Annotated in this window: 14 protein-coding genes; 12 read left to right on the top strand and 2 right to left on the bottom strand. The window is 68.2% G+C overall.

All coding sequences use genetic code 11. From position 1 onward, the window contains the following. Positions 1–5: 5 nt before the first annotated feature. A complete protein-coding gene (locus NRY95_07230; GenBank protein ID UYC17736.1) occupies positions 6–671 on the bottom strand; it encodes a hypothetical protein in 666 nt (221 codons plus the stop codon). A 521-nt stretch (positions 672–1,192) separates the two neighbouring features. Between NRY95_07230 and NRY95_07225 the strand changes: the two genes are divergently transcribed. The 12 genes from NRY95_07225 (at position 1,193) to NRY95_07170 (ending at position 13,092) form a co-directional block, all read left to right on the top strand. Next, positions 1,193–2,641 (top strand): RNA polymerase factor sigma-54, encoded by a 1,449-nt coding sequence (locus NRY95_07225; protein UYC17735.1) that lies wholly within the window; start codon positions 1,193–1,195, stop codon positions 2,639–2,641. Between the two features lie 55 nt (positions 2,642–2,696). Beyond that, complete coding sequence (gene raiA / locus NRY95_07220; protein UYC17734.1) at positions 2,697–3,014, top strand: ribosome-associated translation inhibitor RaiA; 318 nt, start codon at positions 2,697–2,699, stop codon at positions 3,012–3,014. A 39-nt stretch (positions 3,015–3,053) separates the two neighbouring features. Next, a complete protein-coding gene (locus tag NRY95_07215) occupies positions 3,054–3,509 on the top strand; it encodes a PTS sugar transporter subunit IIA (GenBank protein ID UYC17733.1) in 456 nt (151 codons plus the stop codon). Between the two features lie 2 nt (positions 3,510–3,511). Then, positions 3,512–4,462, top strand: coding sequence for an HPr(Ser) kinase/phosphatase (gene hprK / locus NRY95_07210; protein UYC18532.1), 951 nt, complete (start codon positions 3,512–3,514; stop codon positions 4,460–4,462). Then, a complete protein-coding gene (rapZ, locus tag NRY95_07205; GenBank protein ID UYC17732.1) occupies positions 4,459–5,337 on the top strand; it encodes an RNase adapter RapZ in 879 nt (292 codons plus the stop codon). Before hprK ends, rapZ begins: the two co-directional genes overlap by 4 nt. Positions 5,338–5,490: 153 nt before the next feature. Next, on the top strand, positions 5,491–5,883 hold the full coding sequence (locus tag NRY95_07200) for a PTS fructose IIA subunit family protein (protein ID UYC17731.1): 393 nt from the start codon (positions 5,491–5,493) through the stop codon (positions 5,881–5,883). Further along, positions 5,876–6,145 (top strand): HPr family phosphocarrier protein, encoded by a 270-nt coding sequence (locus tag NRY95_07195; GenBank protein ID UYC17730.1) that lies wholly within the window; start codon positions 5,876–5,878, stop codon positions 6,143–6,145. Before NRY95_07200 ends, NRY95_07195 begins: the two co-directional genes overlap by 8 nt. Before the next feature lie 40 nt (positions 6,146–6,185). Beyond that, the gene (gene ptsP / locus NRY95_07190) at positions 6,186–7,925 is read left to right on the top strand and encodes a phosphoenolpyruvate--protein phosphotransferase (protein ID UYC17729.1); all 1,740 of its coding nucleotides are present in this window, start codon (positions 6,186–6,188) and stop codon (positions 7,923–7,925) included. 307 nt (positions 7,926–8,232) lie between these two features. After that, positions 8,233–9,591, top strand: coding sequence for a magnesium transporter (mgtE, locus tag NRY95_07185; protein UYC17728.1), 1,359 nt, complete (start codon positions 8,233–8,235; stop codon positions 9,589–9,591). 237 nt (positions 9,592–9,828) lie between these two features. Beyond that, positions 9,829–10,662 carry a prolyl oligopeptidase family serine peptidase gene (locus NRY95_07180; protein ID UYC17727.1) on the top strand — a complete coding sequence of 278 codons (834 nt, stop codon included), beginning with the start codon at positions 9,829–9,831 and terminating at the stop codon, positions 10,660–10,662. 325 nt (positions 10,663–10,987) lie between these two features. After that, positions 10,988–11,434: a hypothetical protein gene (locus NRY95_07175; protein ID UYC17726.1), complete on the top strand. Its 447-nt coding sequence runs from the start codon at positions 10,988–10,990 to the stop codon at positions 11,432–11,434. Positions 11,435–11,829: 395 nt separating this feature from the next. Continuing rightward, complete coding sequence (locus NRY95_07170; GenBank protein UYC17725.1) at positions 11,830–13,092, top strand: arsenic transporter; 1,263 nt, start codon at positions 11,830–11,832, stop codon at positions 13,090–13,092. A gap of 165 nt (positions 13,093–13,257) precedes the next feature. Here the strand turns inward: NRY95_07170 and NRY95_07165 are convergent, their stop codons facing one another. Further along, on the bottom strand, positions 13,258–14,643 hold the full coding sequence (locus tag NRY95_07165; protein UYC17724.1) for an amino acid permease: 1,386 nt from the start codon (positions 14,641–14,643) through the stop codon (positions 13,258–13,260). Positions 14,644–14,992: the final 349 nt, after the last annotated feature.

Genomic DNA, 14,992 nt, shown 5'->3' with positions numbered 1-14,992 from the left:
ATTGATTAATTTGACGAAATCGAATGGACTTGCGGATCGACAGAGAAAAAGAATCTTTTTTCAGTCATTCCATCAACCACAACGGAAGTCTCAATAAGCCCATAGACCGGATTCGATTTCCCAAGAACATTACCCACAAGATCGGGATCATCGAATCCACCCCCAATACGCAATGCGCCCACGCAGACCGTGACACCGCATTCAAAATCGACACCACGAATGTCGTCGCGCTTCGATAGCTGCCGATTTAACTCAGAGAAGTATATTTTTTTTAGCGACTGGGCCTCAGGGTCACCTGAATATTTTAACTGAAAACCTTTCAATAGCGAAGGAAAATTTTTATTGTCAAAAAGCGCTTTAGCTTTACCCAAAGAAATAGCATCCCCGGTGATCAAAACACTCTCGCCATCAAAGGGTCCTTGCTTGCTAGAATGGCGGGATGAATCACCACTTAATTCCACTCCTGCAGTGGAATCTCCTGAACCATTCTGCGCCGCCTGATTTGACGAAGCCCGCCCGTCCATGGACCCAAACAAATTTTTTGCTTTCAAAGACTTAGGCACATTCGATTCGTGGGGGCGCAAAAAATCAAACGACCTAAAATTCCACACCCAGATAATAATCGGGATTGCGACGAGAATACCTGAAAAAATAAAATGCTTACCCTTCATCACAACCCCGATGCTAAGCAAAAGAATAAAAATCAGCCGTTAGGTTTAGTGCCCGGAGTATTGTATGTGGTGTGAATTTGGCCACCACAACAATCGCTGATCGAATAATTACCTCCGCCACTAAAAGTCACTACACAACTATTGTCGCACGTTGTCGTATGCCCACCGATAGTTACAGAGCTACTGGCCCAAGCAGAATTACTAAAAGCAAGAATAGCCACGAAGGGAAAAACTTTGAGAGAATTCTTTAAAGCAGAACCGACGAAAGCCATAGTACAAACTCCATTTGTCATTACAATCATCGTAGGCGCCAGCGATATGCTGGCGCCGCTTTTTTTCTAACACACGCTTCACACAGAGTCAACAGGAAAAAAATCTCAAGGACTTAGCCGCAATCGATATACAGTTACGATCATAGGATTACTTTACAACTCACCCAATTCAGACCCAATCCTTTTGCCTCCTGCTCAATTACCTTCTTACATTTGATATAAAGGCAAGCGACACACGGCACTTACGGCATGAAAGCACGGCTGCAGACATCGCTGGGACAGCATCTGGTCATGACGCCGCAGTTGCGGCAGGCGATCAAGCTGTTGCAGATGTCCAGCGCCGAACTGGAAGTGGAGATCGCCGAGGCGGTGGAGAGCAATCCGCTGCTGGAATGGGCCGAAGACGCCGCGCCCACGTTCGAGATCGCCGGCGCCGGCAATGCCGAAGGCGAGGCCGACGCCGCGCCGCCGGCCGGCGATACGCTGGACAACGTGCCGCAGCACGACAGCGACGACTGGTCCGATGCCGAACCGGCCTGGAGCAGCGGCAACGGCGGCTCCTTCGACGACGACGACGACATGGGCAGCGCCGCCGAGCGCGTGGCCGAACCCGACACGCTGATCGACCACCTGCTGTGGCAGCTGCACCTGTCGCACCTGTCGCCGCGCGACCGCAGCATCGGCGCAGCGCTGATCGACGCGCTCGACGACGACGGCTACCTGCGCGAACCGCTGGCCGCGATCGCCGAAACCTTGCAGCCGGACATCGTCGCCGAAGAGGAGGAAATCGGCACCGTGCTGCACCAGATCCAGCGCTTCGACCCGGTCGGCATCGCCGCGCGCACGCTGGGCGAATGCCTGAACCTGCAGCTGGACGTGCTGCCCGCGGACACGCCCGGGCTGGAACTGGCGCGCGCCATCGCCAACGGCCCGCTGGAGAAACTGCCGCGCAGCGGCATCGCCGGCATCGCCCACGACCTCAAGCGCCCGGCCTCGGCGGTGGAGACCGCGGTCACGCTGCTGCGCTCGCTGGACCCGCGCCCGGGCAAGCAGGTCGGCGACCTCGGCGCCGACACCTACGTGGTGCCCGACTGCGTGATCTGGCGCCAGCGCGGCGTCTGGCACGCGGCGCTGGCCGGGCACGCGCGGCCCAAGGTCACCATCCACCGCGGCTACGAACAGCTGATCCGCCAGTGCGGCGAAAGCGACGCCGGCTACCTGCGCGGCCAGTTGCAGGAGGCGCGCTGGCTGCTGAAGAGCCTGGAGGCGCGCGGCGAGACCCTGCTCAAGGTGACCCGCTGCCTGCTGCGCCAGCAGGCCGGCTTCCTCGAATTCGGCGAACAGGCGCTGCGCCCGCTGACCCTGCGCGAGATCGCCGGCGAACTGGGCCTGCACGAGAGCACCATCTCCCGCGCCATCGCCCGCAAGTACGTGCGCACCCCGCGCGGCACCATCCCGCTGCGCGCCTTCTTCGCCTCCGGCATCGACACCGACAGCGGCGGCGAAGCCTCCAGCACCGCCATTCAGGCGATGATCCGGCGCCTGATCGACGCCGAGAACCCGCGCAAGCCGCTTTCTGACGCCAAGCTGGCCGACCTGCTGAAAGGCGCCGGCGTGCCGGTGGCGCGGCGCACGGTTGCGAAGTATCGTGAGGCCATGAACATTTCCGCTTCCCACGAACGCGTCCGTATCGGTTGAGCGTCGGCGGCGGCGGCAATGGTTCATAGGTGAATCCCGAACCAAGGAGTATCCGATGCGTATCGAGACCTACGGCCAGCAGATCGAAGTCACCCCCGCCTTGCGCGAGTACGTGGAGACCAAGCTGCAGCGGCTGAAGCGGCATTACGAGGAAACCATCGAGGTCCGCGCCCAGCTGGCGCTGCGCAAGCCCGACCATCACGTCGAGGCCACCGTCAACGTTCCCGGCCGCACCCTGCACGCCGATGCCAGCGCGCAGACCATGTACGCGGCGATCGACCTGCTCGCCGACAAGCTCGACCGGCTGATCATCAAGCACAAGGAAAAGAAACAGGACCACCACGCCGCCGAGGTGCGCGACAATATCGTGTGATCCTGCACACCTCGCTCCTGCCATGCCGTTGACCGATCCATGCCTCTGACCGAGCTGTTAGCGGCCGTCCGCACCCAGGTGCTGCCGGCCGCCGATCGCGACACCCTGCTGCGAACCGCCGCCGGCCTGCTGGCCTGTCCCCAGGCCGGTTGCGACGAACTCTTCGCCAGCCTGCGCGAGCGCGAACAACTGGGCAGCACCGCCATCGGCCATGGCATCGCCATCCCGCACGGCCGCGCCCCGCATCTGGACGCGCCGCGTGGCGCGCTGTTGCGGCTGGACCAGCCGATCGACTTCGATGGCCACGGCGCGCAGGTCGACCTGATCTTCGCCATGGCCGTGCCCGCGCACTACACCCACCAACACCTGATGCTGTTGTCGGAACTGGCCGAACAGTTCTCCGACGAGCGCTTCCGCGCCGCGCTGCGCCGCGCCCCCGACGCTGCCGCGCTGCACGACCTGCTCGGCGGCGCCCCCCAGGCCAGCGCCGCATGAGCATGAATACCAGCATCACCGCCCGCGAACTGTTCGACCAGCAACGCGACCGGCTCGGCCTGCGCTGGCTGGGCGGGCAGAAGGGCGAACACCGCGAGCTGGAAGCCGGCAACGCGGTGTCGCGGCGCCCGTCGCTGGCCGGCTATCTCAATACGATCTACCCGAACAAGGTGCAGATCCTCGGCACCGAGGAACTGGCCTGGCTGGATTCGCTGGATTCGCGCCAGCGCTGGGAGACCATCGAGAAGATCGTGCAGGTGCGGCCGCTGGCGCTGGTGATCACCAAGAACCAGTCGTGCCCGGAAGACCTGCGCGCGGCCGCCGACGAATCCGATACGCCGCTGTGGGGCTCGCCCAAGCGCGGCCACGAACTGCTCAACCACCTCTCCTATCACCTGGCGCGCACGCTGGCGCCGCGGGTGATCCTGCACGGGGTGTTCATGGAGATCTACTCGATCGGCGTGCTGATCACCGGCGAGGCCGGCTCCGGCAAGAGCGAGCTGGCGCTGGAACTGCTCAGCCGCGGCCATCGGCTGGTCGCCGACGACGCCCCCGAGTTCACCCAGATCGCCCCCGACGTGCTCGACGGCACCTGCCCGGAACTGCTGCAGGACCTGCTGGAAGTGCGCGGCCTGGGCGTGCTCAACGTGCGCGACATGTTCGGCGACACCGCTGTAAAGAAGAACAAGTATCTTCGCCTGATCGTGCACCTGACCCGGCCCATGACCGAACCGACCCCGCATGGCTACGAGCGCCTGACCGGCGATTCCGGCACCCGCCACGTGCTGGACCTGGACGTGCCGCTGATCACCCTGCCGGTGATGCCCGGGCGCAACCTGGCGGTGCTGACCGAGGCCGCCACGCGCCTGCACATCCTGCGCACCAAGGGCATCGACCCGGCGGCGATGTTCATCGCCCGCCACAGCAACCTGCTCGAACGGCGCACGCCATGAACGCGGTGGCGAACACCTCCACCCTGGTGATCGTCAGCGGCCTGTCCGGCTCCGGCAAATCGGTGGCGCTGAAGACCTTCGAGGACCTGGACTACTACTGCGTCGACAACCTGCCGGTGGAACTGCTGCCGGCCTTCGTCAAGAGCCTGGTGCGCGACGACGTCGGCCCCGGCAAGCTGGCGGTGGGCATCGACGTGCGCAGCCGCCACAGCGACCTGGCGCAGCTGTCGCGCTGGCGCGAGGCGGTGGCGCAGTTCGGCCTGGACGCGCGGCTGCTGTTCTTCGACGCCACCGACGAGGCGCTGATCAAGCGCTACGCCGACACCCGCCGCCGGCACCCGCTGTCGCACCTGGGCCTGTCGCTGCCCGAGGCGATCGAGCGCGAACGCGCGCTCACCGAACCGCTGCGCCGCGAGGCCGACGCGGTGATCGACACCAGCACGCTCAACGTGCACCAGCTGCGCCGGCGGGTGACCACCGAGTTCGCGTTGACCAACGAGAACAGCCTGTCGCTGCTGTTCGAGTCCTTCGCCTACAAACGCGGCGTGCCGGCCGAAGCGGACTTCGTGTTCGACGCGCGGGTGCTGCCCAATCCGCACTGGGATCCGCAGTTGCGCCCGCTGACCGGCCGCGACAGCGGCGTGCGCGACTACCTGGACGCGCAACCGGACGTGCAGCGGTACACCGCGCAGATCGTCGACCTGCTCGACACCTGGCTGCCGCGGCTGCGCAACGACACCCGCAGCTACGTCACCATCGCCTTCGGCTGCACCGGCGGCAAGCACCGCTCGGTGTACCTGGCCGAACGCCTGGCGCGCCACGCGCGCGAGCAGGGCTGGCCGGAGGTGGCGACGTTTCATCGCGAGCAGGATTGAGTGGGGCCGGGACCGGGGACTCGGGACTCGGAAAAGCGAAGAGCGCCTGATCGCAGACAACGCCCGCACTCGCACTCGCGATCGAGTCCCGAGTCCCCGGTCCCGAGTCCCGAACCATTCCCTGCGCCCTGCCCGACCTGTTAACGTTCTCCCATGGCCTGTGGCATTCTCCTGATTACTCATCCCGGTGTGGGCGCGTCGCTGTTGCGCGTGGCCACCGGATTGTTGCGGCAGTTGCCGCTGAAGACCGAAGCGTTCGAAGTTCCGCTCGATGCCGATCTGGATGCGCTGCTGCCGCAGGCGTCGGCGGCGTTGCGGCGGGTCGATGACGGCGACGGCGTGCTGGTCGTGACCGACCTGTACGGCGCCAGCCCGAGCAACCTGGCGACGAAGCTCGCCCGCCTCGGCACGCCGGTGCGGCGCGTCTCGGCGCTGAGCCTGCCGATGCTGCTGCGGATCATGAACTACCCCGAACAGGGGCTGGACCAGTTGCCCGCGACCGCGGCCGCTGGCTCGCGCAATGGAGTGGTGATCGACGATGCTTGAACGCGAACTCATCGTATCCAACCGACTGGGCCTGCATGCGCGCGCGACCGCCAAGCTGGTGCAGACGCTGTCCTCGTTCCGCTGCAACGCCACGCTCGCGGCCAAGGGCCGCGAGGTCAACGCCAAGAGCATCATGGGCGTGATGCTGCTGGCCGCCGCGCAGGGCACGCCGGTGACGGTGCGGGTGGACGGCGCCGACGAAGCCGATGCGCTGGAGGCCGTGGTCGGCCTGTTCGAGCGGCGCTTCGACGAGGACAGCTGAGCATGCGGCACCGGCCGTCGCGCCGACGCGGGTGCGCGCGATGAGCCTGCGCATCGCCGGCCATGGCGCCTCGCGCGGCAACGCGCTGGGCCGCGCGCGCGTGCGCCTGCCGCATGCGCTGGACGTGGCCGAACAACGCATCGGCGCAGCGCAGATTCCCGAGGAACTGGAACGCCTGCACCTGGCGGTGAACGCCGCGCGCGAGGAGATGCACGGCCTGCGCCAGCGCCTGCATGGCGCCCTGGCCAAGGAGGTCGGCGAATTCCTCGACCTGCACGCGCTGCTGCTGGATGACCCGGAACTGCTGCACGGCCTGGACGAGCTGATCCGCACCGGCCGCTACAGCGCCGACTACGCCCTGCGCCTGCAGCGCGACCGCCTGGCGACCGTGTTCGACGCCATGGAAGACGCCTACCTGAAAAGCCGCATGGACGATCTGGACCATGTGATCGGGCGCATCCACGCGTACCTGCAGAAGCGCCAGCCCGACAGCGCCGGCCTGGCCGGCGAGATCCTGGTGTGCGAGAACGTGGCGCCGTCGGAACTGGCGCAATTGCAGGCGCAGGGCGTGGTCGGCATCGTCACCAGCGCCGGCAGCGCGCTGTCGCACAGCGCGATCCTGGCGCGCAGCCTGCACCTGCCGCTGGTGGTCGGCGTCGCCGATGCGCTGCAGAAGATCAACGACGGCGACGTGCTGATCGTCGACGGCGTGCAGGGCGCGGTGATCGTCGAGCCCACGCCCGACGACCTGCGCGACTACCGCACCCGCGTGCGCGACCAGGCCAGGCTGCAACGCGGTCTCGGCAAGCTGCGCTCCAAGCCCAGCCGCACCCTGGACGGGGTCGATATCGTGCTGCTGGCCAACGCCGAGTCGCGCGACGACGTGGCCCGCGCGCATGCGCTCGGCGCCGACGGCCTGGGCCTGTACCGCACCGAATTCCTGTTCCTGCAGCGCGACGCGCTGCCCGACGAGGAAGAACAGTTCCGCACCTACCGCGACGCGGTGCTCGGCATGAGCGGGCGGCCGGTGACCATCCGCACCCTGGACCTGGGCGCGGACAAGGCCGACCGCACCGGCCTGACCATGAGCAACGAGCAGAACCCGGCACTGGGCCTGCGCGGCGTGCGCCTGTCGCTGGCCCGGCCGAAGGTCTCGGACACGCAGCTGCGCGCGATCCTGCGCGCCTCCGGCTACGGCCCGGTGCGCGTGCTGGTGCCGATGATCAGCGCGCGCGAGGAGATCATGGCGATGCGCCGGCATCTCAAGCGCATCGCCGCGCAGCTGCGCCGCGAGGGCCACGCCATCGCCGAGCAGGTGCAGATCGGCGCGATGATCGAGGTGCCCGCCGCGGCGATCGCGCTGGACACCTTCATCGACGCCATCGACTTCCTGTCGATCGGCACCAACGACCTGGTGCAGTACCTGCTCGCCGCCGACCGCAACAACGAAGCGCTGGGCGAGCTGTATTCGCCGCTGCACCCGGCGGTGCTGCGCCTGATCGCGCAGGTCATCGCCACCGGCCAGGCCCACGCCAAACCGGTGGCGGTGTGCGGCGAAATCGCCGGCGATCCGGCGCTGACCCCGATCCTGCTGGCGCTGGGGCTGCGCGAGTTCAGCCTGCACCCGGCGACGATGCTGGAAGTGCGCCGGGTGATCCGCGACACCGACCTGCAGGCGCTGCGCCTGCGCGGCGCCAAGCTGCTGCAGGCGCGCGACCGCAAGGGCATCGAGCGCTGGAGCCGGGACTCGGGACTCGGGACTCGGGACTCGGGTGGTTGATCGCGAGTGCGAGCGTCTCTGCGCTTGAGTCGGGACCCGGGACCCGGAAAAGCGACGGCACAAGCGATTCGTCGAACACGACAGGCGGTCGATGCGTCGCGTCGGCGATGCCTTGCGCAATCGCATAATCTCGCAACAGCACAGGGAGTGCATGCACTAGCGATCACCCCAAGTCCCGAGTCCCCGGTCCCGAGTCCCGGCCCCACAAGCGCTGTGCTTCCCGCAACATGCAGGCGATAATGTTGCGATGAACATCTGACCCACCGCGAGCCTTCGGCGCGCGGCCTTCCACTTTCAGGAGCAGCGCATGGCCGATGCCGTCCGCCACGACAAGACCGCGCGGCAGCTGCGTTTGCTGTCCGATGCGCTGGACAGCGGGCGCCTGGGCCCGGTGCGGCGGCTGGTCAATACGCTGGCGCCGGCCGAGATCGGCAACCTGCTGGAGTCGCTGCCGCCCGGCAAGCGCGTGGTGGTGTGGGGCCTGGTCGACCCGGAAGACGATGGCGAAGTGCTGCTGCACGTCGGCGAGGAAGTGCGCGAAAGCCTGCTCGCGGACATGGACCCGGACGAGATCGTCGCCGCGGTCGAAGACCTCGACATCGACGACCTGGCCAACCTGGTCGAGGATCTGCCCGACACGGTCATCGACGAAGTGCTCAAGTCGATGGACCGCGAGAACCGCGAGCGCCTGGAACAGGTGCTGTCCTATCCCGAGGACAGTGCCGGGCGCCTGATGAACCCGGACGTGGTCACCGTGCGCGCCGACGTCAACGTCGACGTGGTGCTGCGCTACCTGCGCCTGCGCGGCGAACTGCCCGACCATACCGATCACCTGTTCGTGGTCAGCCGCCGCCACCAGTACCTGGGCCGGGTGTCGCTGGCCGCGCTGGTCACCCACGAGGATTCCACCCCGATCAACCGGCTGATCGACGACGAGCAGCCGGCCATCGACGTGGGCGAAGGCGCCGACGAGGTCGCGCGGCAATTCTCCGACCACGACTGGATCTCCGCGCCGGTGGTGGACGACAACAACATCCTGCTCGGCCGCATCACCATCGACGACGTGGTCGACATCATCCGCGACCAGGCCGAGCACCAGGCGATGAGCGCCGCCGGCCTGGACGAGGACGAGGACATGTTCAGCCCGGTGCGGCGCGCGTTCCGGCGCCGCCTGCTGTGGCTGACCATCAACCTGGGCACCGCGTTCATCGCCTCCAGCGTGGTCAGCCAGTTCGAGGGCACCATCTCCAAGCTGGTGGCGCTGGCCGCGCTGATGCCGATCGTCGCCGGCATGGGCGGCAACGCCGGCACCCAGGTGCTGGCGCTGATGGTGCGCGGCCTGGCGCTGGGCCAGATCGGCGCTTCCAACTTCACCGTGCTGCTGCGCAAGGAACTGGCGGTGGCGCTGATCAACGGCCTGGCGCTGGGCATCGGCCTGGGCCTGATCGTGCTGGCGTGGTTCAAGCAGCCGCTGCTGTCGCTGGTGATCGGCTCGGCGCTGACCATCAACCTGCTCACCGCCGCGCTCGGCGGCGTGCTGGTGCCGCTGACGCTCAAGCGCCTGGGCTTCGATCCGGCGCTGGCCGGCGGCGTGATCCTGACCACCCTGACCGACGTGATGGGCTTCCTCAGCTTCCTCGGCCTGGCGACGCTGGTGCTGCTGTAGGCCGACCTGCATGGCGTGCGCATTGCCGCGAACGCCGCCGCATCGCCCCGCAGCGCACATGTGTCGGCTTTCTCGCCGCCGCTTGCCGGACCGCGCCGACCCGCCCGCGCAAGGATGAACGCTGCGCGGCCGGCGCCTGACTGGCGCATGTCCGGCCCCCGGCCCCGGCAGCACGGCGCTCTGTCGCCAAAGCGCCGGGACGCCGATACTGGGGCTCTCCACCGTCGAGGGCCGCCCATGTCCATGCGTTCGTTGCTGATGCTGCTGTGCCTGTCGATGGTCGGTTGCAGCAGCCTGCCCAGCGACCCGGCCACCGGCCACTTCGTGTCCCGCCAGCTGACCATGGACGGTCGCCTGTACCGCTACCAGGTGTTCGTGCCGGCGCCGCCGCACCGCCAGGGGCTGGTGCCGGTGGTGCTGTTCCTGCACGGCTCCGGCGAGCGCGGCAGCGACGGCAAGCAGCAGGCCGATGCCGGCGTGGGTCCGTATCTGCGCCGCCACCTGGGCGACTTCCCGGCGCTGGTGGTGATGCCGCAGGTACCGGACGACGAGGAATGGAACGGGGTCAACGCGACCATGGCGCTGCAGGCGCTGGACGCGGCCAGCGCCGAGTTCAACGGCGACCCGCAGCGCACCTATCTGACCGGCATGTCGATGGGCGGCTACGGCACCTGGGAAATCGCGCTGCAACAGCCGCAGCGCTTCGCCGCGCTGGTGCCGGTGTGCGGCGCGATCCTGTCCCCGCACGAGGACCGCGAATACCTGGTGGTCACTCCGGTGGCGGAACTGCCCGACCCCTACACCGCGCTGGCCGAACGCCTGCAGCAGATCCCGGTGTGGATGTTCCATGGCGCCGAGGACGACGTGGTGCTGCCGCACGACGACCGCAAGATCTACCGCGCGTTCAAGAACCTGGATGCCGACGTGCGCTACACCGAGTATCCGCAAGGCAACCACAATGCCTGGGACGCCACCTACCGCAATCCGAAGATGTGGCAATGGCTGTTCGCGCAGAAGCGCGCCACCGATACCGCCGACGCGGCGCCGGAAACCGCGATCGGCGGCAGCTGAGCGGGCGCTGCGGGCCGGGACGGCCTCCAGCCCTTCACGTCCTTGCAGAAGCGGCTGCAGCCGCGACCGAACCCGCCCCACAAGCGGCAGCATCCGGACCGGAAAGGCGCCCGAGGCTGGCTTCGCCGAGCCCGGCGAAGGCAGCACGGCCGCGACAGCCAGCCGAAGGCGCCTGAACGTCGCCGCGGCGCGCTCGCCCGCCGCGAATGCGGGTGCGGATATTGCGTGCCTGGCTTGCATGCGCGCTGCGCCCCCTCAGCGGCGCAGCAGCCACCCACGCGCAAAAACCGCGTACAGTCCGCGCTCGTTTCTTCCCGGACCGCCCATGGCAGACACCGCTTTCGCGCAGGCCGAGTTCCTCGAGCGGCTGCAGCGCCTGGACGCGAGCGCCGCCGGCCTAGCCGGTGCCGCGATTCCGCCGTTGCTGATCGCCACGTCCGACCCCGCCGCGCCCTGGCGGCTCAGCGAGACCGGGCACTGGCTGCTGCAATTGCTCCAGGCCAGACAGGCGCTGCTGCACGCCGCGCACGCCACCACCCTGTCCGCCGATGCGCTGCGCCGCGACCAGAAGTTCGCGCCGCCCGGGCGGCCGTCGCTGCACATCGTGCAGTTGCGCCAGCAGCAGGCGGCGGCGCAGCAGGCAATGCGGCGCGCAAAACAGGAGTTCGCCCAGGCCGCGGCCGGCTTCGCACGCAGCGCCGCGCTGTCGGTGCCGGCCAGGCCCGGCCTGAGCGAATGCCTGCTGCGCTGGATCGACAGGCATGTGCGGTAGCGGGAATGGGGAATGGGGAATGGGGACTCGGGACTCGGGACTCGGGACTCGGGACTCGGGACTCGGCAGGAGCGTGGCCTGGTCGGTCGCTGCATGCAACGCACGCTCGCGACGCAGCCATGGCTTGGCGCCCGCCAGGCAGAGTAGTCCCCGCTTCGCTGCCGCCTCGCCGCTGAACGCCGGCGTGCGCAGGTGCCGCGCAATCCGCCGAACGCCAAGCCGGCAGCGACCGGCTTGCTATCCTTGCCGGCCCGTTCTTTTTCGCCGATCCGCGCGCCGATTGCCGCCATGTCCGTCCTTCTCCACGCGTCCGCCGCCGAACGCAAGACCGCCCGAGTCAACCACTCCCGGCGCGGCGTGCACGCGCCCTGCACCGCTGCAACGACGCTACGCCCATGCTGAGCGGACCCACCGCGAACCTCGCCACCTGGAGCATCTGCGCGCTGGCCACCGCGGGCGTGATCGCGCGGCCGTTCAAGCTGCCCGAGGCGCTGTGGGCGGTGGGCGGTGCGTTGCTGTTGATGCTGCTCGGCCTGATGCCCGGTGTCGAAGCCTGGCACGCGGTATTGAAGGGCTACGACGTCTACCTGTTCCTGATCGGGATGATGCTGCTGTCGGAAACCGCGCGCGCCGAAGGCCTGTTCGACTGGGTGGCGATGCATGCGGTGAACCTGGCCAAGGGCTCGCCGCGGCGCCTGTTCGCGCTGGTGTTCGGGGTCGGCATCGTGGTCACCGCGTTCCTGTCCAACGACGCCACCGCGGTGGTGCTGACCCCGGCGGTGTACGCGGCCGCGCGCAAGGCCGGGGCCAAGCCGCTGCCACTGCTGTTCGCCTGCGCGCTGATCGCCAACGCCGCCAGCTTCGTGCTGCCGATCTCCAATCCCGCCAACCTGGTGCTGTACGGCGGCAGCATGCCGACCCTGGGCGCGTGGATGGCCGCCTTCGCGCTGCCGTCGCTGCTGGCGATCGGGGTCACCTTCGGCATGCTGTACTGGGCCGAGCGCAAGGACCTGCGCGGGCGCTGCGCCGAACGCGTGGACACGGTGCCGCTGAGCCGCGGCGGTGCCTTCGCGCTGGCCGGCATCCTCGCCACCGCGGCGCTGCTGGTCGGCGTCTCCGCGCTGGGCCTGGAGCTGGGCCTGCCCACCTGCCTGGCCGGCGTGGCCACGCTGGCGGCAGTGTGCCTGGGCGGCCGGCAATCGCCGCTGCCGCTGGCCAAGGCGGTGTCGTGGGCGGTGCTGCCGCTGGTGGCCGGGCTGTTCGTGCTGGTCGAGGCGCTGGCGCGCACCGGCGTCATCGCCTGGCTCGCGCAGGCGCTGTCCGCCGCCGCCGCGCAGGCGCCGCTGGCCACTGCCGGCGCGGCCGGCACGCTGCTGGCGTTCGCCTGCAACCTGATGAACAACCTGCCGGCCGGACTGATCGCCAGCACCACCATCGCCCAGGCGCATCCGCCGCAACTGGTCGTCGATGCGCTGCTGATCGGCGTGGACCTGGGGCCGAACCTGTCGATCACCGGCTCGCTGGCCACCATCCTGTGGTTGACCGCGATCCGCCGCGAAGGCGAGGACGTGGGCTTCTGGCGCTTCCTGAAAGTCGGCGCGCTGGTGATGCCGCCGGCGCTGCTGTGCGCGCTGGGCGCACGGCTGTTGCTGGGCTGAGCCGCCGCCGCGTCTTGCAGGAGCGGCTCAGCCGCGACGGACGTGAGCACGGCGCTTTCCGTTCCCGTAACAACCACAGCGCGCTTCTCGGCCTTCATCGCGGTGCCCGGCATCAGGTCGCGGCTGAAGCCGCCCCTTGTCTCTGGACGTGCCGCCCTACCTGCCCTACCCCGCACGCAGCCGCCGCGCCACGCCGCTGATCAACGCGATCGCGACAGTCAGCGCGGCCATCGACAGGAATTGCGCGCGGGTGTCGGCCGAGGCCACCAGCAGGCCGAAGATCAGCGCCAGGATCGCCAGCGCCAGCACGGTCAGTACCGGATAGCCGCGCATGCGGAACGGCAGCCGGGTGCCGGCGCGATCGGCACGCGCGCGCAGGATCAGCTGCGACAGCAGCGAGATCGTCCACACCAGCAGGCAGGTCGCGCCGACGATATTCAGCAGCGTCGGCAGCACCCGATTCGGATACAGCAGTTCCAGCACCGCGGCGGCGAAGCCGAACAGCACGCTCGCCAGCACCGCCAGCAGCGGCACCTTCTGGCCGTTGGTGAAGGCCAGCACGCGCGGCGCCTCGCCGCGCTGCGCCAGCGAGAAGATCATCCGCGAGGCGCCGTACAGATTGGCGTTGAGCGCCGACAGCAACGCGATCACCGCGATCAGGGTGATGCCGGTGGCCGCGCCGGGAATCTTGGCCGCCTGCAGCACCGCGGCGAACGGCGAACTCAGCGCCTCGCTCTGCCACGGCACCACCGCGATGATCACGCTCAGCGAGCCGATGTAGAACACAAGGATGCGCCAGGCCACGGTGCGGATCGCGCGCGCGATGCTGCGTTCCGGGTCGGCGGTCTCGGCCGCCGCCACCGCCACGATCTCGGTGCCGCCGAAGGCGAACACCACCACCAGCAGCGCCGCGCCGATGCCGGCCACGCCCTTGGGCGCGAAACCGCCGTTGCCGGTGACATTGGACCAGCCCGGCGCGGCCACGTCCGGCAGCCAGCCGGCCAGCAGCGCCACGCCGACCAGGATGAAGGCGACGATCGCCACCACCTTGAGGATCGCGAACCAGAATTCGAACTCGCCGAAATTGCGCACGCCCAGCAGGTTGATCGCGGTGAAGGCGGCCATGAACACCACCGCGACCAACGGCACCGGCAACGCCGGCCACACCGTCGCCAGCAGTCCGGCCGCGCCCACCGCCTCGGCGGCGATCACGATCACCAGCTGCAGCCACCACAACCACCCCACCGTCGCGCCCGCGGTGGCGCCCATCGCATCGGCGGCATACACCGAGAACGCGCCGCTGGCCGGCTTGGCCGCGGCCATCTCGCCCAGCGCGTTCATCACGATGATCACCAGCGCGCCGGCGACCAGGTAGGAAATCAGCACCGCCGGCCCGGCCGCGTGCACGCCCACCCCGGACCCCAGGAACAGGCCGGCGCCGATCGCGCTGCCCAGCCCCATCATGATCAGTTGCCGCGGCTTCAGCGCATGGCGCAACGCAGGCGCGGCGGACGTGGCGGCGGGACCGGGAGGCAGGGACGGATGCGGCATCGGGTTCGTCGATTGGCAGGAATCGCGACACGATACCGCGTCGCGATGGCGGCATGCTCGCCGTGGTGCGCCATCCCGATCCTGGGCAGGCCGTGGAGGGGCTTTTACAGCGGCAGCCGGCGATCCCGCCGATGGACAGCACGGCATCTGCTCAGCGGCACCGAGCGTGTGGCGAAGCGGGTGAGCTGGTGGTGCGCAGCCGAAGCCGCCGCGTCGCTCGTGCGCGACGCATCTCCGCATCGCCGCCTCCTGCCCTATCCGCCCTTCCCTGCCTTGCAACTGCATTCGCCGCGCTGCGCACGCGCCAGCGAAGCGCGACCCGCTGCAGCGGCAGGCAGCGCCACAAGTA

This window comes from Xanthomonas campestris pv. phormiicola (assembly GCA_025666215.1).
GTDB lineage: Bacteria > Pseudomonadota > Gammaproteobacteria > Xanthomonadales > Xanthomonadaceae > Xanthomonas_A > Xanthomonas_A campestris_A.
This window is presented reverse-complemented; position numbering and strand designations above follow the sequence as displayed.